Origin of the sequence: Microlunatus parietis (genome assembly GCF_013407955.1) — a bacterium.
Classification (GTDB): Bacteria; Actinomycetota; Actinomycetes; order Propionibacteriales; family Propionibacteriaceae; genus Microlunatus; species Microlunatus parietis.
Genome location: NZ_JACCBU010000001.1, coordinates 3,098,208 through 3,116,020, shown reverse-complemented (window position 1 = coordinate 3,116,020; position 17,813 = coordinate 3,098,208). Strand labels below are relative to the sequence as shown.

Genomic DNA, 17,813 nt, shown 5'->3' with positions numbered 1-17,813 from the left:
TCGCGACATGGCTACGCGGAACCCCAACCGGGCGTCCTCGATCTACGAAGGTTCGGACGGCTACTGGCACGGTCGCGTCACGGTCGGGTTCAAGGATGACGGCAGCATTGATCGGCGCCACGTCATGCGGAAGTCGAAAGCAGAGGTCGTTACCGAGGTCCGGAAGCTGGAACGTGCCCGTGATCAAGGTGCGGTGCCCAAGGCAGGGAAGCGGTGGACGGTCGCATCCTGGCTTGATCATTGGTTGGAAACGATCGCTCGGCCGTCTGTCCGTGAGTCGAGCTTCAACGCGTACCGGAACGCGGTTCGCACGCACTTGGTGCCGAATCTGGGTAAGAACCGGCTCGAGCGGCTGGAACCGGAGCACCTCGAACGGCTCTACCGGAAGATGATCGAAGCCGGGGCGAGTCCGGGCAATGCTCACCAGGTGCACCGGACCATTCGCACTGCCCTGGGGGAGGCTCAACGGCGCCAGTACGTGGGTCGTAACGTGGCGGCCCTGGCCAAGGCTCCACGAGTCGATCCCGAACCGGTCGAACCGTTCAGGATCGATGAGGTTCAGCGCATCCTCGATGCTGCCGCCACCGGCCGGAACTCCGCTCGGTGGGCCATAGCTCTGGCCCTCGGCCTGCGGCAAGGTGAGGCGCTGGCTCTGAAGTGGTCGGATGTTGATCTTGATACGGCAACGCTGCGCGTCCGGTTCACCCGTCAGCGTCCGATGTACGGTCACGGCTGCGGAGGAACCTGCGACGCGAAAGCGGGCTACTGTCCGGAACGGAAACAACTGACTCCGACGCTCGGCCTGACGAAGTCGCGAGCCGGGAAACGGGTCATCGGTCTACCGGATGAGCTCGTGGCCATGCTCAAGCTTCATCGGGAGGTCCAGGACCAGGAGCGGCGTAATGCCGGCCAGCTCTGGAACGCCGAAGGTGACTGGGTCTTCGCGACGGAGACTGGCGATCCGGTCAACCTCAATTCGGACTACCACGCCTGGAAGGCTCTGCTGAAGCGCGCCGGAGTGCGTACCGCTCGGTTGCATGATGCGCGGCACACGGCGGCGACAACCTGCTCGTCCTCGGCGTTCCGGAACGAACCGCGATGTCGATCATGGGATGGTCCAGCACCTCAATGGCTGCCCGGTACCAGCACGTCACCGACCCGATCCGGCGTGATGTCGCTCGGCGGCTCGGCGGGCTGCTCTGGGCCACCGACGAAGACCGCGACGACGACCCGGAAACGGGCAAGTGAGACTAGAACTGAGACTAGACAGCCAAACGCCGGATCGACCCAAACGGGCCGACCCGGCGTTCTGCTGTGCTACTGCGGTCCGTTCGCCCTGGTCACGGGCTGGTTTCCGCGTGGCGGAGGATAGGGGATTCGAACCCCTGAGGGCTTGCACCCAACCCGCTTTCCAAGCGAGCGCCATAGGCCACTAGGCGAATCCTCCGCGCGGAAGATTACCCGGATGCGGGCCGTCGGGCTAATCAGGATGCGTCGGGGTCGTCGTTGCCGCGCTCCAGCCGGCGGCGCTCCTCCCGGCGAAGACGCTTGCGGTGCTGGTCATTCTGCTGCTGGTAGTGACCCCAGAGGCTGGAGACGGCGATCGGAACGAAGATCAACCACCAGTATTGGCCCCAGCCGATCGCGAAGAGCAGCAGCAGGGTGACCGGCCAGATGACGGCGGTCAGGACGCCCATGGCGTTGACCAGTTTCGGGGACATCGGCAGGGCGTCCGCGGCGGCGACGGGTGCCTTCGCGGCTTGCGGTACGGCCAGCTCCTGACCCGGCCGGGGTGCGGGCAGGTCGGTGAACAGGCGGTCGATGTCGGGTTGGGTACGGGCGCTCAGGGCGGCGGTCATCCGTTCGTCGAATTCGACCTGGTCCAGCCGGCCCTGGGCCAGATGCTCGCGGAGGTACTCCGTCGCCTGATCGCGCTCTGCGTCGCCGATGCGAGGGGCGGGAACTGGCTCGGTCACCCGACCAGTATCCCAACCACGCGGCCAGGCTGGCGTCCGGCGCCGAATCACGTACACTCGTCTCTGGTCCCCCGCGTGGCGATACCTTTCCCAACTCCCCCAGGGCCGGAAGGCAGCAAGGGTAAGAGAGCTCTTTCGGGTACGCGGGGGATCTTTGCTGTCCAGGTGTCAGTGCTGCCCCTTAGCCTCGGTGCGTGCTCACCATCGACACGGCGCAGCGGCGGATCCGGCTGCAACGCCGGCACGGGCTGGTCCCCGGCCATCCGGCAACGGTTGCCGAGGCGGCCGCGGCGATCGTCGTCGTGCACGCGACCGATCCGGCCACGGTCTATCTGTCCCTGCTGGCCCGCTGCCCGGGCGCCAAGCTCGGCGACATCTCCGCCGCGTTGTACGACGACCGTTCGCTGGTCAAGCTGATCGGGATGCGGCGGACCATGTTCGTCGTGCCGACCGACTTCGCGCCGGTGGTGCACAGTGCGGCCGGGCGGGCGATCGCCCAGCGGCTGCGGAAGCAGTTGCTCCAGCACCTGGGCACGCACCGGACCGAGCCGCCGGTCGGCGCCGACCTGGAGGCCTGGCTGACCGACGTCGAGGCCGGGACCGAACGTGCGGTCGACGCCCGGGGTGAGGCGCTGGCGAGCCAGCTCAGCCAGGACGAGCCGCGGCTGCGGACCACCCTGATCCCCAACGGCGACAAGGCTTACGACGTCCCGATGAAGCTCACCAGCCGGGTGCTCACGCTGATGGGTGCCGACGGCCGGGTCGTCCGCGGCCGCCCGGCCGGGACCTGGCTGTCCCGGCAACACCGCTGGGCGTCGGTCCGGTCGCTGTGGCCGGACGGGATGCCCGAGCTGCCCGAGGCCTCGGCCCAGGAGGAGTTGGTACGGCGCTGGCTCGGCGCGTTCGGGCCGGCGACGGTGGCGGACCTGAAGTGGTGGACCGGCTGGACGCTCGGCACGACCCGGAAGTTGCTGGCCCGGCTGGACGTCACCGAGGTCGGGCTGGAGGGGGAGACGCAGCCCGGTGTCGTGCTCTCCCACGACCTGGAGCCGGAGCCCGCAGCGCCACCGACCGCCGCGCTGCTGCCGGCCCTGGACGCGACGCCGATGGGCTGGCAGCGCCGGGAGTGGTTCCTCGGCCCGCACCAGCCGGCCCTGTTCGACCGCAACGGCAACATCGGGCCGACCGTGTGGTGGGACGGCCGGATCGTCGGTGGCTGGGCGATCCGGGAGGGCGAGATCGTCTGGCGGCTGCTGGAGGACATCGGCGCGGAGGGTGAGGTCGCCGTGGCCGAGGTCGCGGGACTGCTGCAGGGAAGGCTGGACGGCGCCACGGTCATCCCCAGCTTCCGTACCCCGTTGGAGCGAGAACTCGTCGAGGGCGGATCATGACCTGACCGAAGAGGGGAGCAAGGACATGCGGGAGCCGGTGCAGGGTGGCGTCGCGCTGGTCACCGGCGCCGGCGGCGGGCTGGGCCGGGCGATCGCTCAGCGGCTCGCCCGGGACGGCTGGGCGGTGGCGGTCAATGATCTTCGTTCGGAGCCGGCCGAAGAGACGGTGAGCGCGATCCGGGCCGGCGGCGGCCGGGCGGCGGCGTTTCCGGCCGACGTCACGGACTCGGACGCCGTCGAGGCGATGGTCGGGGCGATCGGTGCCGAGTTGGGTCCGGTGCTGGTCAGTGTCGCGAACGCGTCCGGCCCGCAACCGGTGGTCGGGCTCGACGAGCTGGCCTGGGACCAGGTGCTGACCCACCTCGAGTTCTTCGTCAAGAGTCCGCTGCTGCTGGCCAAAGCGGTCGTGCCCGGAATGCGCGCGGCGGGCGGCGGACGGCTGATCCACATCGGCTCGGACCTGTTCGATCGGGCCGATCCGGGCTGGTCCGGCTACATGGCGGCCAAGGGTGCGCTGGTCGGGCTGACCCGCGGTTGGGCCACCGAGCTGGGCCGGGACAAGATCACGGTCAACCTGGTCGCGCCCGGCTGGATCCCGGTCGAGCGGCACGGCACCCTCGCCGACGAGGTCGCGGACGGCTGGTTCGCCCGCCAGGACGTCCAGCGCTGGGGCGCACCGGCCGACATCGCGAACACCGTCGCCTTCCTCGCCTCGGCCGAGGCCGGCTTCATCACCGGGCAGCGGGTCAACGTCAACGGCGGCTTCCACTACCTCTGAGCCGCCGCCCGGGTCAGGGCTCGGCGACCTCGGCCAGGGTGCCGTCCTCGGCGCCGACCAGGCTGTCGATCGCGGCGAAGAAGGCGGCGATGCCCGGCAGGTTGGCGCCCTTGGCCCGGGAGGCCTCGCGGTCCTCGGGCGTCGCGAAGGCGACGATGTCGAGCCATTCGTCGTTCGGCAGCGACACCAGCCGCGCGTCCAGGAACCCGGTCCGGTCGGCGCGGAAGTCGGCCAGCATGGCCGGACGCGCGGAGAGCAGTTCTTCGGTGCGTTCCGGAGCGACCCGGAACCGGGTGAGTTCGATCGTGGTCATCGGGGCCCTCCGGTCGGTGATTGATCCGGGCAGCACAGCACCGTTCGGCCGCCGGGTATTCCCCGACCGCGCTCAAGCGACGCCGGCGCCGATTCCCGCCGCGGGCCGGTAGCCGGAGAGCAGCGGAGCCAGGGCCGCGACGCCGGCGTCCCGCGGGAACAGCTCGGCCTGGATGCCGATGCTCCGCGCGGCGTCGACGTTGATCTTGTTGTCGTCGAGGAACAGCACCTGTTCGGCCGGGGTGTCGATCCGGCGCAGGATCTCGCTGAAGTACGCCCGGTCCGGCTTCGCCAGGCCCAGTTCGCAGGAGTAGAACTGGTCGTCGAAGCCGTCGTCGTACCAGGGCAGGGCGTGCATCACGCCGCGCCGGAAGTTCTGCTGGTTGGTCGCCAGGTAGCAGCGGATCCTACCCCGCCGCAGCCGTTGGATCGCGGTGATCATCCGTGAGTCGACGATCACCGCATCCCACACCTTGAGGACCTCGCGGACCGGCCGGTCGACCTGCCAGCGGTCCAGCACCCGCTGCAGCGTCGACGGGAAGTCGCCGCCGGCCAGGACGGTCAGCTCGGCGGCGAACACCTCGGCGATGAAGGTCTCGGCCGCCTCCGGCGCCACGCAGGACCCGAGCTGGGCGCGCCAGCCCGGCCGCGCACGCTGCACGACGCCGTCGGCGTCGAACAGGATGGCGCTGATCCCCGCAGCTTGATCCACATGCCTACTTTGCCGTACCGGAGCGTCCGTGACGAGTCGGCGGGGCGTGCGTCGAGACGTGGCCCGGGGCATGATCGAGTCCAGGCAACGTCGCTCACCGCGGGAGGAACGATGGCTACGCAGACGGCAGCAACCGAACTCGAACGAAGGACGCTGCGCAAGGTGGCCCTGCGGCTGCTGCCGTACCTCGGCCTGCTCTACTTCATCAACTATCTGGACCGGACCAACATCGGCTTCGCCAAGCTGACCATGAGTGATGATCTTGGTCTGACCCAGACCGCGTTCGGCCTGGCGTCCGGGATCTTCTTCATCGGCTACCTGCTGCTGGAGGTGCCGAGCAACCTCGCGCTGCACAAGTTCGGCGCCCGCCGCTGGATCGCCCGGATCATGATCACCTGGGGGATCATCGCGTCGGCGCTCGCTTTCGTACCCAACGAAGGCGTGCTCTATGTGCTGCGGTTCCTGCTCGGTGTCGCGGAGGCCGGCTTCTTCCCGGGCATCATCCTCTATCTGACGTTCTGGTTCCCGAAGCGCGAGCGGGCCAAGGTGGTGGCCTGGTTCATGGTCGCGATCCCGGTCTCGACGGTGCTCGGGGCGCCGATCTCGACCGCGATCATGCAGACCTGGCACGGCCTGTTCGGGCTGGCCGGCTGGCGGGTGATGTTCCTGATGGAAGGGATCCCGGCGATCATCCTCGCCTTCGTCACCTGGTTCTACCTGACCGACCGGCCGCAGGACGCGAACTGGTTGGCCGACGACGAACGGGCCTGGTTGGCCGCAGAGATGGATGCCGAAGCGGCCAGCACCGAGCGGCAGTTCCACTTCCCGCTGCGCCGGGCGTTGACCGACGGCCGGGTGATCGCGCTGGCGTTCGTCTACTTCGGCATCGTGTACGGGCTCTATGCCCTGTCCTTCTTCCTGCCGACGATCATCAGCGGCTTCCAGCAGCAGTTCGGGGTGACCTACTCGCTGGTCCAGGTCGGCTTGATCACCGCGATCCCGTACGCCCTCGGAGCGATCGCCATGATCATCTGGGCGCGGCACGGTGATCGGACCGACGAACGGGTCCGGCACGTCGCGATCCCGGCCATCGTCGGCGGCCTGGCGATCCCGGTCGCGCTCTATCTGCAGAGCCCGCTCCTGGTCATGGTCGCGGTCAGCGTCTGCGCCATCGGCGTCTGTTGTGCGCTGCCGACGTTCTGGTCCCTGCCGACCGCGTTCCTGACCGGTGCTGCCGCGGCCGGCGGGATCGCCCTGGTCAATTCGATCGGCAACCTGGCCGGCTTCGCGGCGCCGTACATCACCGGTTTCCTGGCCGACCTCACCGGCAGCCAGAACGCCGGGATGTGGGCCGTCGGCGCGGCGATGATCGCGGCCGGCGTGCTGACCCTGATCCTGCGCGCCCTGCCGAAACCCGATCGGGAGGACGTGTCGAAATCGGCGTAACGGCTCCGTTCCCGGGGTGAGCGGCGGCCACCGTGGCCGCGCCGGAACACACCGGAGGAAGTCATGCGCAAGCTCATCGTTCAGCAGTGGATCACCGTCGACAACATCGTGGCCGAGGAGGACGGCGGCCTGGGTTTCGTGTCCGTCGAACCCTTCTCGGAGACCAGTGACCCGGCTTACAAGGCGGCCGTGATGGGTCTGCTGGACGGGATCGACACGATGATCCTCGGTGCGAACACGTACGCCCAGTCCACGGGCTGGGCGACCGCCGAGGACCAGGGCGAGTACGGCGAGAAGCTGAACAACCTGACCAAGTACGTCGCCTCGACCACCCTGACCGAGGCACCCTGGGGCGACTTCTCGCCCGCGACCGTGATGCGCGACCCGATCGCCACGATCCGCGACCTCAAGCAGCAGGACGGCCAGGATCTCTGGCTGTTCGGGAGCCTGACGCTGCTGCACTCCCTGCTGGAAGCCGGTGTCGTCGACGAGGTACGGATGCTCGTCTGCCCGGTGACCCGGGGCAGGGGTACGCGGCTGTTCGACGGCCGGCACGACCTGAAGCTGGCCGAGGTCACCGGGTTCTCCAACGGCGTGACCCTGATGCGGTACGAGCTCTAGGAGGTCTGCCGCCGAGTGTCGGCGGCAGACACTAAGGTGCAGTCTGTGGACGAGGCAGGGATCGACGAGGGCTCCGGACAGGACGAGGTTCTGTTCGACGAACCTGCTGCGGTACGGGTGCAGTCGGTGGCGCAGCTCGCGCTCTACCGGCGCTACCGGCCGGACACGTTCGCGGACGTGATCGGGCAGGACCACGTGACGGCGCCGCTGCAGCGGGCGCTGACCAACAACCGGGTCAACCACGCCTACCTGTTCTCCGGCCCGCGCGGCTGCGGCAAGACGACCTCGGCCCGGATCCTCGCCCGCGCGCTGAACTGCGAGCAGGGACCGATCGCCGAGCCGTGCGGGGAGTGCCGGTCCTGCCGCGACCTGGCCACCGGCGGTCCCGGCAGCATCGACGTGATCGAGATCGACGCGGCGAGCCACGGCGGTGTCGACGACGCCCGCGATCTGCGCGAGCGGGCGTTCTTCTCGCCGGTCAGCAGCCGCTACAAGATCTACATCGTCGACGAGGCGCACATGGTCACGACGGCCGGCTTCAACGCGCTGCTGAAGTTGGTCGAGGAACCGCCGCCGCACGTCAAGTTCATCTTCGCGACCACCGAGCCGGAGAAGGTGATCGGCACCATCCGGTCCCGGACCCACCACTACCCGTTCCGGCTGGTGCCGCCGAAGACCCTGTCCGCCTACCTGGCGAAGCTGTGCGAGGCGGAGGGGATCGCGGTCGAGCCGGCCGTGCTGCCGCTGGTGGTCCGGGCCGGCGCGGGCTCGGTCCGGGACTCGCTGTCGGTTCTTGATCAACTTCTGGGTGGCGCCGACGCCACCGGGGTGTCGTACGGGCACGCGGCGGCGCTGCTCGGCTACACGCCGGACTCGCTGCTGGACGAGTTCCTGGACGCGTTCGCGGCCGGCGACGCGGGCGGCGTCTTCTCCTGCGTGGACAAGGTGATCGAGGTCGGCCAGGACCCGCGCCGGTTCGCCGAGGACCTGCTGCGCCGGCTGCGCGACCTGGTCATCGTGGCCGCCGTGCCGAACGCGCTGTCGTCCGGGCTGGTCGACGTCTCCGGCGATCAGGCGGAACGGTTGGCCTCGCAGGCGGCGGCCCTCGGCCCGGGCGAACTGACCCGCGCCGCCGAGGTGATCGCGGTCGGGCTGACCGACATGAGGGGTACGACCGCGCCACGGCTGCACCTGGAGCTGATGTGCGCGCGGGTCTTGCTGCCCGGCGCCGACGTCGACGATCGCGGCGTGCACGCGCGGCTGGACCGGTTGGAGCGCCGGATCGGGATGGGCGACCCCGGCGCTCCGGCGGCGAGCCCGGCCCCGGCGCCCCAGGTCCAGCCCGCCGCGGCCCCGGCTCAGGCAGCCCCGGCTCAGGCAGCTCCGACTCAGACCGTTCCGACTCAGCCGGCGCCCGCCCAGACGGCAGCCCCCCAGCCGGCAGCAAGCCAGCCGGCTGCGAGCCAGCCGCCGCCCACCCAAGCGTCGCCGGCTCCGACAGTTCCGTCCTCGGCCGCGGCGCCGGGGCAGCCGACGCCGCCCGAACCGACCCCGGCCGCGGTTTCTGCGCCGCCGCCGGCCGCGGCGCCCGAGCCGCAGCCGCCCGGCGGGCTGGCCGCGGCGGACGTGCGCCGGCTGTGGCCGGAGGTGCTCGAGGAGATCAAGGGCAAGCGCCGGTTCACCTGGATCCTGCTCAGTCAGAACGCCCAGGTGATCGACCTGCGGGACAACGTGCTGGTGTTGGGGATGACCAACGCCGGTGCCCGGGACAGCTTCACCCGCGGCGGCAACGAGGACATCCTGTCCGACGCGCTGGTCCAGGTGCTCGGGGCGGAGTTGCGGGTCGAGGCGATCGTCGATCCGGGCGCGAACCCGGGTGGCGGCAATACGGTCAGTCCGCCGCCGGCGCCGCCGGCGCCGCCGGCGGCTCCGACGGGCACCGCCGCTCCCGTACCGCAAGACGGGCCGAGCAATCCCGGACCGCCGGCGGCTCAGGCCCCGAGTCCGGCGGCTCCGGAACCGTCCGCGCAGGCTCCGGACTCCCCGGCGGCGGACTGGCCCACGCCGGCGAGCCTGCCCGGATCGAGCCCCGGGACTCCGGTCGACCAGGCCGTCCTGGACCGGGCCCGGGAGCAGATCCGGCCGACCCGGAGGAGTGGGCCGGCCCAGCCCGAGGACGACGATGCCGAGGACGATCGCGACGCGGCCGCCAACCGGGACGACACGGTGCTGATCGAGGACACGCAGTCCCACACCGAACTGCTGCAGCGACACCTCGGCGCGGAGATCATCGCCGAGGAACCGTCGGACGCCGCGCACTAGTCTTGTCAGCACGACACCCAGAGAAACGGAGCGGTCCCTGATGATCCCCGAAGGCGGCGACATGTCCGGCCTGCTGGCGCAGGCCCAGGCGATGCAGCAGCAGTTGATGCAGGCTCAGCAGGAACTGGCCGAGTCCGAGTTCACCGGTTCGGCCGGCGGCGACCTGGTCACCGCGACGCTGACCGGGGCGGGCGAACTGACCGGCCTGACGATCAAGCCGGAGGCGGTCGACCCGGAGGACACCGAGACGCTGTCCGACCTGATCATCGCCGCGGTCCGCGACGCGAACAACAAGATGAAGGCGGGCGCGGCGGCCAAGCTCGGCCCGCTCGCCGGCGGACTGGGTGGATCGGGGCTGGGCGGTTCCGGGCTGCCCGGCCTGCCGTTCTGAGCGGTACGGACGCAGGGGGAGGCGAGCCGTGTACGAGGGACCGGTCCAGGACCTGATCGACGAGCTGGGTCAGCTGCCGGGCATCGGTCCGCGCGGCGCGCAACGGATCGCGTTCCACATCCTGGCCGCGGAGTCCGAGGACGTGCTGCGGCTGGCCGACGTGCTGCGCCGGGTCAAGGAAACGGTCAAGTTCTGCGAGGTGTGCTTCAACGTCTCCGAGGGCGAACGCTGCCGGATCTGCAACGACGCCCGGCGGGACCAGACCACGATCTGCGTGGTCGAGGAGTCCAAGGACGTGGTCGCGATCGAGCGCACCCGCGAGTTCCGCGGCCTCTACCACGTGCTCGGCGGTGCGATCAGCCCGATCGACGGCATCGGGCCGAACGAGATCAAGATCAGGGAGCTCTGCCAGCGGCTCGCCGACGGCACCGTGACCGAGGTGATCCTGGCCACCGACCCGAACCTCGAGGGTGAGGCGACGGCGACGTACCTGAGCCGGCTGTTGATCCCGATGGGCGTCAAGGTCAGCCGGCTGGCCAGCGGGCTGCCGGTGGGCGGCGACCTGGAGTACGCCGACGAGGTGACGCTGGGGCGTGCCTTCGAGGGACGCCGCTACGTCGAAGCCTGAACCGAGGGAGCGAGTCGCCGCACTCGCCGGCGCAGCAACAGGGTGAACGCGCTGCCGGTCACGACGAAGATCAGACACGGGATCCACAACATCGGCACCGAGTCCGGCGACCACACGAAGTCCGGATGCGTCAGCCCTTGGGCAACGGCCACGACTCCGGCGACGCACAGGCAGCACACCAGCATCCCGGTCAGCCAGGATCGCAGCGCCGTTCGTCGTCCGGTCCGCTGCACCAGTGCGCCGATCGCGAACCCCGCCAGGCCGCCGGCCGCGGCGGTCGGCGCCACCGCGATCATGAGGCTGCCCATCGGATCGGACGCCCAGAAGAGCAGGCCGTACCCCACCTTCTGGAACCACACCGATTCGAGACCGGCCGCCTCGCGGGACAGCCAAGCGAAGTAGCCGGTCGTCTCCAGCAGGATCCGGTAGCCGACCGAGGCCACCAGCGCGGTGGTGGCGCCGACGAGCAGGCCGAGTGCCGCCGCGCGGCGTGGATCACAGAACATGATCATCTTCGCGGTGCTCGACGCCGAGCTGGCGGCAAGCCTCCTCCAGCGTCTCCTGGACGGCCAGGGTGTCGTCCAGCGGCATGATCGAACTCTCGGTCCGGCCGGCCCGGATACCTTCGGTGACCTCGATCAACTCGTGGCAGTAGCCGCCGCCGGTCTGCGGCCGCTCGATCCGCTCGGGTTCCTGGCCGGCGCGGGTGATCACGAACGCGGACGGGTGGTGGAACCGCGGCAGAATGTCGATCCAGCCCTCGGTCCCGGTCAGCCGGGCGGCGCCCGGGGTCTGGTGCCGCAGCGTGGTGATCAAGGACGCGACCCGGCCGTCCTGGTAACCGAGCAGGAGCGCGGCGTCGGCGTCGACGCCGGTGGGGGCGAGTGAGCCGCGGGCGTTGATCGTGTCCGGCCGGCCGAGGAAGTAGAGCGCCAGCGACACCACGTACACGCCGAGGTCGAGCGCTGCACCGCCGCCCTGGGCCGGGTCGTAGAGCCGGTCCGCGGGATCGTACGGCCGGTTGACGCCGAGATCGGCCTGGACCTGCCGCACCTCACCGATCGCGCCGGCGTCGACCAGCTCCCGGACCGCGACGATGGCCGGCTGGAACCGGGTCCACATCGCCTCCATCGCGAACACACCGTGCGCGCGGGCCGCAGTGATCATCTTCTGCGCGCCGACCGCCGTAGCGGCGAACGACTTCTCCACCAGCACGGCCTTCCCGGCCTCGGCGGCGGCGATCGCAAGATCACGATGCTGCGGATGGGGCGTTGCGATGTAGAGTGCGTCGACCTCGTCGCTCATGATCAACTCGCGATAGCTCCCATACGCCAGCGGCAGTCCGTGCTCGGCGGCAAACGCGTCCGCCCGCTGCTGGGACCGGGACGCCACCGCGACCGCCCGCGCGTGCGGGACGTACGGGAAGTCCTTGATCACCTTCCCGGCGATGCCGCCGGGCCCGACGATGCCCCACCGAATCTCGCGGTCCTGTTGCTGCTCCGACGCCATGCGGCCGATTATCGCCGACTCCACGACTCAGGCCGGTCGGGATCCCTCGGCGACCGCCTTGATCCGCTCCAACGTGGTCCGCATGCCGGCCCGGTTCGTGCGGCCGCGCCACCGGCCCACCAGCGTCCAGTAGATCCGGGTCCCGCGCCGGTCCGCGAGCTCGTACGACTCGGTCACGGTGGTGCCGCCGTCCTTCGGCTCGAACCGGTAGCGCCAGGTGTTCAGCGACGTGTCACCGACGCCGACGACGAAGGCGAACTCCCGGCCGGGCTCGCACGCGACGATCCGGCAGGTGCTCCAGTAGACCGGACCCTTGCCGTTGCGTTTGACGTGACCGCGGAAGCGGACGCCGACTGCCGGCCCGGTCGCATCGTCCAGCCACTCCGCCTCGAACGTCTCCGGGCTGAACCGGCCGATCTTGGTCACGTCGCTGACCAGCGCCCACACGCCCAGCGGCGGAGCATCGATCCACAGGGATACGGCGTCGCGCATGATCACGACCCTACGTGGTGATCACCGTGCGGCCTCTTGCAGGCGGCCGATCCGGAGTGATAGCACTATGGAGGGAGGCCTTCAGGTTGCTCCGAGGGTGCTCTCCCCGATCAGTGAGCCCGGACGGCGGGCTCCGTCGAGAGGGAGAGCCATCATGGATCGAGCAACGTACGTCAACGAACTGCACGGCCGGTACGCCGTGCCCGAAGCAGTGATCAGCAGCGTCGTCGGGCGTGCCATGCAGGGCAAGGTCGCTGGCACCGAGCGGCTGATCAGGGGCGACGAGTACGAGGTGCACCGGGTCCACCTCGACGGCGGGTCGGCGGTCTATCTGCGCGCGGCCTGGCCCGACGCACCGCCGCAGAAGGTCGGCCAGGAAGCCTGGGCGATGGAGCAGGCCCGGGCCGGCGGGGTGCCGGTGCCCGAGGTCCTCGCGGTGGAACGCCTCGAGACGCCCGACGGCGAGCGGGCGGCGATGGTGCTGCGGGAGGCACCGGGCCGCCAGCTTCGATACGTCCTGCCGACCCTGTCGCCCGAACGACGGGCGACCGCCCTGACGGGACTCGGTCGTGCCCTGCGCATCCTGCACGAGGTCGCGATGCCGGGCACCGGCCGGCCCGATGATCATGGTCGGTGGGCCGAGCCGGAGCCGGACCGGCGCCGCTATCAGGCCGCCGTCGCCGACGACACCCAACACCTGATCACGGCCGGGCTGTCCGCGGCGGAGGTCGACAGCGTCCTCGAGTTCGTCCGTAGCGACGTCGTCCCCCTCGAGGACCCGCCGGTGCTGTGTCACGGCGATCTCTCCGCCGAGCACGTGTTCGTCGATCCCGAGCTGTCCGTGACGGGACTGATCGACTGGGGGATGTGGAATGCGAGTTCGGCCGAAGCCGACCTCACGCTGATCGGGATCCTCTTTCCGGAGCCGGACCTGGCCGCCGTCGCCGCCGGGCACGGGCTCCGCGGCGACGCCGAGTTCCGGGTCCGGCTCTGCTGGCACACGATCACGCAGGCCACCGGGCAGGTGCGCTGGCTCGTCGTCAGCGGTCAGAGCGGCGAACTGGCCCGACCCGTCGCCGTGATCAGAAAGGCACTGTCCATGATCACCAATCGGCCATGATCACCGACCGACGGTGATGACCCTGGCCCAGACCGCCTTGTGGGCCGGGGTGTTCGGGGTCCACTCGGCACCGCGATCACCGAAGGCGAGCAGCCGGTTCCGCCCGATCGGCAGCTGAGTGCCGTTGCCGGAGTTCAGGTAGTCCACCATCACCGGCGCCGACCATGATCGTCCGTTGCCGTCGGGCGAGGCGAGCATGGCCTGGCCGGGTCGGCCGACATAGAGAGCCAGCGTCCCGTTGTCGAGCAGGATCAGATCCGGGAAGACGCTGACCACCGGCAGCCGGTCCGGCCCGGCCAGGACCGGCACCGGCGTGCTCCAGGTGGCTCCGTCGTCGGTCGATCGAGCCTGGTACAGCGGCTGGTAGCTGCCGGTGCGCATCACGGCCAGCAGTGAACCGTCCTTGGTCCGAGCGATCGCCGCCTCGCAGAGGCACTCGTAGTTCTGGCGGTCCGGGAGGGCGGCGGCCACGGTGCCACGGACGGTCCAGTTCTCGCCGCCGTCGGTCGAGGCCAGGATGATCTGCCGGAACTTCCGGTCCTCGGCGTAGAAACCGTAGCCGGACTGGTAGAGGGTGCCGTCGTCGTCCTCGATCACCCGGTGCACCAGGACGAACCCGCCGAGCGGATGCCCGGGCCGGCTGGTCGCGTCGGAGATCGGCTTCATCGACTGCGGCGCGGTCATCCGGCCGGCCCGGTGAACCCACGTGTGGCCGCCGTCCTTGGACACGGCGGTCGGCACCTCGGCCTGGGTCTTGCCGGGCTCGTCGATCATGAACGTGTGGTACGAGACTGCCAGCAGGTCGCCGTTGCGAAGCCGGCTGAGGTAGAAGGATTGCTCGTTCGGGAAGGGATTCCGGTCGTCGGCGTTCGTCCAGGTCCGGCCCTGATCACGGGAGGAGGCCAAGGCCGTGCCGGTGTCGTGGGCGGTGTCGCCGTGCACCGGGTACGAGACCAGCACCTCCTCGGTGCCGTCCGGCTGGGGCACGCTGACCGCCGTGTTCGGCATCTGCATCAGGCCCTCGTCGGTCTCGTCGATGATCATCGGCCGGCCGACCTTGATCAACGGCTGGGGCGGCTTCGGCGCGGCTCCGGTGCCGTCGGCCACGGCCACGTCGTCGACGAAGATCACGTCGCCGGCCGGCCTTGTACCGGCACTGGCGAACTGGTAGCCGGTCACACTCGCGACCGGGCTGACGCCGACCGGGCCCGCCGCCCCGACGAAGGACCGGAGACCGGCCCGCTCGCCCACGAAGACCCGGGCCTCCGCGTGGCCCCGCGGCACTTCGATGATCATGGTGCTCCAGGAGCCGGCCGGTACGGTCCCGGCGGCGCCGATCTGGGTCCAGCCGAGGCCGTCGTACCAGGACAGCCCGCCGTCCGGCCGGACCATCACCTGGAACACCGGCACCCCGCTGGCCGGCTTGCCGACGAACGTGCCGAGCAGCGAGACCAGGAAGCCGTTGGGCAGCGTCTCGGGCCGGACGGCGAACCGGAGCTGCTGGCCGTCCCCTTCGGCGCCGGGACAGATGATCACCGTCTGCGCGTCGGCCGACGAGTCCGTCAACGCCAGCGACTGTCGGCCGCTGTAGGCCTCGGTGTCGGTCACCGTCGCGGCGGTCCGACCTGCCGGCGTCGAGCAGCCGGCCGGGACCGAGCCGACCGGGTCGGACTCGAAGTCCCGGACGGAGGGTCTGGCCTGGGCGGGCAGGGCGGTCAGCAGGGCCGCGGTGAGGCTCAGGCCGATGATCATCATGGGAAGCTGAAGCCGGGCTGGACGGTTCATCTGATCTCCTCCGACGTCCAGGGGGTGCCGCCGCCAGCTCATCCGGAACTGCATTCCATGTCAAGGGGGAGAGTCGTTGCCGGTGGACCAGTGCGAGCCGAAACCGGGTCCGGGCCGGCCCTGGGGTGCCGGTGATCGGCGGCCGTTGCCGGGTAGGTTCACGCCATGGACGAACGGTCTGGCCTGCGGGTGCCGGTGACCGGCGCCTCCGGGCCCGCCCGCCGGCCGCTGTTCCTCCGGCGTCCCTTTCTGGCCCGGATCGTGGTGCTGGCCGTTCTGGTCGCCGGCGCGGGCCTGCTGCACCTGTCCTTCGCCAGCCCGCAGGGCAGCGGCCGCTTCTACGGGCTCACCCTGGCGCTCGCCGCGGTCTGGCTGATCGGCGGCCTGCTGGTCCCGGTCGACCTGTGGCCCGTCCCGCGGCGCAGCCGGGCGCGAACCTTCCTCGCCCCGATCCTGATCGGCCTGCTGCTGGCCGTGATCTTCGTCCTCGGCGCGTTGCTGGTCGACCGGCTGCCGCTCTTCGACGACGCGTTGTCCGGCGTCTTCGGCTACGCCGACCGCGGCCTGCTGCCACTGGTCCTGGTGATCACCGTGGTCAACGGAGCCGGCGAGGAGGTGTTCTTCCGCGGCGCGCTGTGGCGCCTGACCCGCCCCCGGCATCGGTACGCCGTCACGGCCGCGCTCAACGTCCTGGTGACGATCCCGACCGGCAACCCGCTGTTGATCTTCGCCGCCGCCGTGCTGGCCCTGGTGACCGGCCGGCTGCGCCAGGTCACCGGCGGCGTGCTGGCACCGATCCTGACGCACGTCACCTGGGCGGTGGCCATGCTGCTCGCCGTGCCGCCGCTGACGTCCTGAACGGCGATACGGTGTCACGGTGTTCCGAGCAGCGATGGCAGGCGATCTCGAGGCGATCATGCGGCTGTACGGGCAGCTGAACCCGGACGACCCGGTGATCGAGGACGGCAGCGATCGCGAGGTGTTCGAGCGGATCCTCGCCGATCCCGGGCTGCAGCTGTCCGTGCTCGAGCGGGACGGCGAGGTCGTGGCGACCACCTATCTCAATGTCATTCCGAACCTGAGTCGGGCCGCGTCGCCGTACGCGATCATCGAGAACGTGGTCGTGGACGAGTCGCTCCGGGGCCGTGGCCTGGGCAAGCTGATCATGGACCACACACTCCAGGAGGCCTGGCGCCGCGGCTGCTACAAGGTGATGCTGCTGACCGGATCGAAGCGGGCCTCGACGCACGCCTTCTACCGGGCCTGCGGTTTCACGCCCGACGTGAAGACCGGGTACGTCGCTCGCCGGCTGCTGCCGCACGAGCGCACCCGGGCGGTCAGTCCGCCGGACCCTGGCGCAGCCGCCGCGGCGACTGACCGGTGACGGCGCGGCAGGCCTTGTTGAATGCCTGCAGGTCGGGGAAACCGACCGCGGAGGCGATCGCGGTGATCGACATCGTGCTGCTGGCCAGCAGCCGGCGGGCGTGGTCGATCCGGCGGCGCCGGATGTAGCCGACGACGGACTGGTCCACCTCGGCCGAGAACAGCCGGGTCAGGTGGTTGGCCGAGATGCCGGCCGCGGCGGCCACCTGCGGCACCGTCAGGGTCTCGGTCAGCCGGGACTCGATGTAGGCCATCGCGGTCACCACATGATCACGGGCCGGTGTGGTGGCCGGGCGCGGGGCCGGCCGGTCGGCCAGTCGGAGCAGCACGCCCCAGATGTCGGCTCGGGTCCGTTCCGGCCGGAAGGCGGCCGCGGCGACCGCGGACTCCATCAGGTCGGTGATCACCGGCAGTTCGGCTCCGGGCGACATGATCAACTGCAGCCGGCCGCGGGCCGGCGTCCCCGACCCGGCCTTGAGGTGGGCATACAGATGAGTGGACGGGCCCCGGTAGCGGTAGCGGATCGCTGCGGCGGGCGGGACCAGGGACACGGTGCCCGGCGCCACCTGGTGCGTCACCCCGTCGACCTCGAGGTCGGCGTGGTAGCCGTACAGGTGCAGCGACCACAGCCGAGGCAACTGGAACCGGTCCTCCAGGCTGCGCACCCCGTGCGTGCTGCGGCCCTGCGCCCAGACCTCGGGCGGTTCGGACAGATCCAGCTCCACCGCCGGAACCACGGTCTTGACCATGCAGGAATTCAACCAGTAGACGCCGCATCAGCACCACGACAGCCGGTCCCGGCACGCCTAGCGTTGTCGATACGACTCGCCATCTGTCGTACCAAAATCACGACCCCCGCGCTAGGAAGGACTGTGCCGTGAGTGCACTGGTCGATCGAAAACACCTACTTTCCTCGGTGGAAATGGCCCACTTCGTGTCCCACGGAT

Annotated in this window: 18 protein-coding genes, 1 tRNA gene, 1 other RNA gene and 1 pseudogene; 12 read left to right on the top strand and 9 right to left on the bottom strand. The window is 70.2% G+C overall.

What is annotated here, in order from left to right; all coding sequences use genetic code 11:
- Positions 1-7 precede the first annotated feature (7 nt).
- Complete coding sequence (locus BKA15_RS15015; protein WP_246322349.1) at positions 8-1,372, top strand: tyrosine-type recombinase/integrase; 1,365 nt, start codon at positions 8-10, stop codon at positions 1,370-1,372.
- Here the strand turns inward: BKA15_RS15015 and BKA15_RS15010 are convergent.
- Positions 1,360-1,447 (bottom strand) — tRNA-Ser (locus BKA15_RS15010). The genes BKA15_RS15015 and BKA15_RS15010 overlap by 13 nt on opposite strands.
- A 37-nt stretch (positions 1,448-1,484) precedes the next feature.
- Positions 1,485-1,976 (bottom strand): DUF1707 SHOCT-like domain-containing protein, encoded by a 492-nt coding sequence (locus tag BKA15_RS15005; protein ID WP_179752047.1) that lies wholly within the window; start codon positions 1,974-1,976, stop codon positions 1,485-1,487.
- A gap of 62 nt (positions 1,977-2,038) precedes the next feature.
- Between BKA15_RS15005 and ffs the strand changes: the two genes are divergently transcribed.
- The 3 genes from ffs to BKA15_RS14990 all read left to right on the top strand — a co-directional run bounded on the left by ffs (position 2,039) and on the right by BKA15_RS14990 (position 4,145).
- Positions 2,039-2,135: signal recognition particle sRNA small type (gene ffs, locus BKA15_RS15000), an RNA gene on the top strand.
- Positions 2,136-2,170: 35 nt separating this feature from the next.
- Positions 2,171-3,367 (top strand): winged helix DNA-binding domain-containing protein, encoded by a 1,197-nt coding sequence (locus BKA15_RS14995; protein ID WP_179752046.1) that lies wholly within the window; start codon positions 2,171-2,173, stop codon positions 3,365-3,367.
- A gap of 25 nt (positions 3,368-3,392) precedes the next feature.
- On the top strand, positions 3,393-4,145 hold the full coding sequence (locus BKA15_RS14990; RefSeq protein WP_179752044.1) for an SDR family NAD(P)-dependent oxidoreductase: 753 nt from the start codon (positions 3,393-3,395) through the stop codon (positions 4,143-4,145).
- 13 nt (positions 4,146-4,158) lie between these two features.
- Here the strand turns inward: BKA15_RS14990 and BKA15_RS14985 are convergent, their stop codons facing one another.
- Together BKA15_RS14985 and BKA15_RS14980 are read right to left on the bottom strand one after the other, a co-directional pair.
- A complete protein-coding gene (locus BKA15_RS14985) occupies positions 4,159-4,458 on the bottom strand; it encodes a hypothetical protein (protein WP_179752042.1) in 300 nt (99 codons plus the stop codon).
- 72 nt (positions 4,459-4,530) lie between these two features.
- The gene (locus tag BKA15_RS14980; RefSeq protein ID WP_179752040.1) at positions 4,531-5,169 is read right to left on the bottom strand and encodes an HAD family hydrolase; all 639 of its coding nucleotides are present in this window, start codon (positions 5,167-5,169) and stop codon (positions 4,531-4,533) included.
- A 111-nt stretch (positions 5,170-5,280) separates the two neighbouring features.
- Here BKA15_RS14980 and BKA15_RS14975 point away from each other — a divergent pair, with 111 nt between their 5' ends.
- From BKA15_RS14975 to recR, 5 genes are all read left to right on the top strand, one after another.
- On the top strand, positions 5,281-6,615 hold the full coding sequence (locus BKA15_RS14975; protein WP_179752038.1) for an MFS transporter: 1,335 nt from the start codon (positions 5,281-5,283) through the stop codon (positions 6,613-6,615).
- Positions 6,616-6,678: 63 nt separating this feature from the next.
- Positions 6,679-7,236 (top strand): dihydrofolate reductase family protein, encoded by a 558-nt coding sequence (locus BKA15_RS14970; protein WP_179752036.1) that lies wholly within the window; start codon positions 6,679-6,681, stop codon positions 7,234-7,236.
- A gap of 90 nt (positions 7,237-7,326) precedes the next feature.
- Entirely contained in the window at positions 7,327-9,558 is a 2,232-nt protein-coding gene (locus tag BKA15_RS14965) for a DNA polymerase III subunit gamma and tau (protein WP_218872102.1), read from the top strand.
- A 40-nt stretch (positions 9,559-9,598) separates the two neighbouring features.
- Positions 9,599-9,949 (top strand): YbaB/EbfC family nucleoid-associated protein, encoded by a 351-nt coding sequence (locus tag BKA15_RS14960; RefSeq protein WP_179752034.1) that lies wholly within the window; start codon positions 9,599-9,601, stop codon positions 9,947-9,949.
- Between the two features lie 28 nt (positions 9,950-9,977).
- Entirely contained in the window at positions 9,978-10,577 is a 600-nt protein-coding gene (gene recR, locus BKA15_RS14955; RefSeq protein WP_179752032.1) for a recombination mediator RecR, read from the top strand.
- On the opposite strand, the gene BKA15_RS14950 is transcribed toward recR, so the two are convergent.
- The 3 genes from BKA15_RS14950 to BKA15_RS14940 are packed head-to-tail and all read right to left on the bottom strand — an operon-like array spanning position 10,562 to position 12,578.
- Positions 10,562-11,089: a hypothetical protein gene (locus tag BKA15_RS14950; RefSeq protein WP_179752030.1), complete on the bottom strand. Its 528-nt coding sequence runs from the start codon at positions 11,087-11,089 to the stop codon at positions 10,562-10,564. The two genes, recR and BKA15_RS14950, sit on opposite strands and share 16 nt — an antisense overlap.
- Positions 11,073-12,086: a Gfo/Idh/MocA family protein gene (locus BKA15_RS14945; RefSeq protein WP_179752028.1), complete on the bottom strand. Its 1,014-nt coding sequence runs from the start codon at positions 12,084-12,086 to the stop codon at positions 11,073-11,075. The genes BKA15_RS14950 and BKA15_RS14945 overlap by 17 nt, the downstream gene beginning before the upstream one ends.
- A gap of 27 nt (positions 12,087-12,113) precedes the next feature.
- On the bottom strand, positions 12,114-12,578 hold the full coding sequence (locus tag BKA15_RS14940) for an SRPBCC family protein (RefSeq protein WP_179752026.1): 465 nt from the start codon (positions 12,576-12,578) through the stop codon (positions 12,114-12,116).
- A 154-nt stretch (positions 12,579-12,732) separates the two neighbouring features.
- Between BKA15_RS14940 and BKA15_RS14935 the strand changes: the two genes are divergently transcribed.
- Entirely contained in the window at positions 12,733-13,698 is a 966-nt protein-coding gene (locus BKA15_RS14935) for a phosphotransferase family protein (RefSeq protein ID WP_179752024.1), read from the top strand.
- Here BKA15_RS14935 and BKA15_RS14930 read toward each other — a convergent pair whose 3' ends face one another.
- The gene (locus tag BKA15_RS14930) at positions 13,699-15,483 is read right to left on the bottom strand and encodes a sialidase family protein (protein WP_179752023.1); all 1,785 of its coding nucleotides are present in this window, start codon (positions 15,481-15,483) and stop codon (positions 13,699-13,701) included.
- A gap of 165 nt (positions 15,484-15,648) precedes the next feature.
- On the opposite strand from BKA15_RS14930, the gene BKA15_RS14925 reads away from it, so the two are divergent.
- Both BKA15_RS14925 and BKA15_RS14920 read left to right on the top strand, forming a co-directional pair.
- A complete protein-coding gene (locus tag BKA15_RS14925; protein ID WP_179752021.1) occupies positions 15,649-16,341 on the top strand; it encodes a CPBP family intramembrane glutamic endopeptidase in 693 nt (230 codons plus the stop codon).
- A gap of 10 nt (positions 16,342-16,351) precedes the next feature.
- Positions 16,352-16,867, top strand: a pseudogene (locus BKA15_RS14920) (GNAT family N-acetyltransferase); the annotation flags it as partial.
- On the opposite strand, the gene BKA15_RS14915 reads toward BKA15_RS14920, so the two are convergent.
- Positions 16,821-17,615, bottom strand: a complete 795-nt coding sequence (locus tag BKA15_RS14915) for a helix-turn-helix domain-containing protein (RefSeq protein WP_179752017.1) — start codon at positions 17,613-17,615, stop codon at positions 16,821-16,823. The pseudogene BKA15_RS14920 and the gene BKA15_RS14915 overlap by 47 nt on opposite strands.
- Positions 17,616-17,813: the final 198 nt, after the last annotated feature.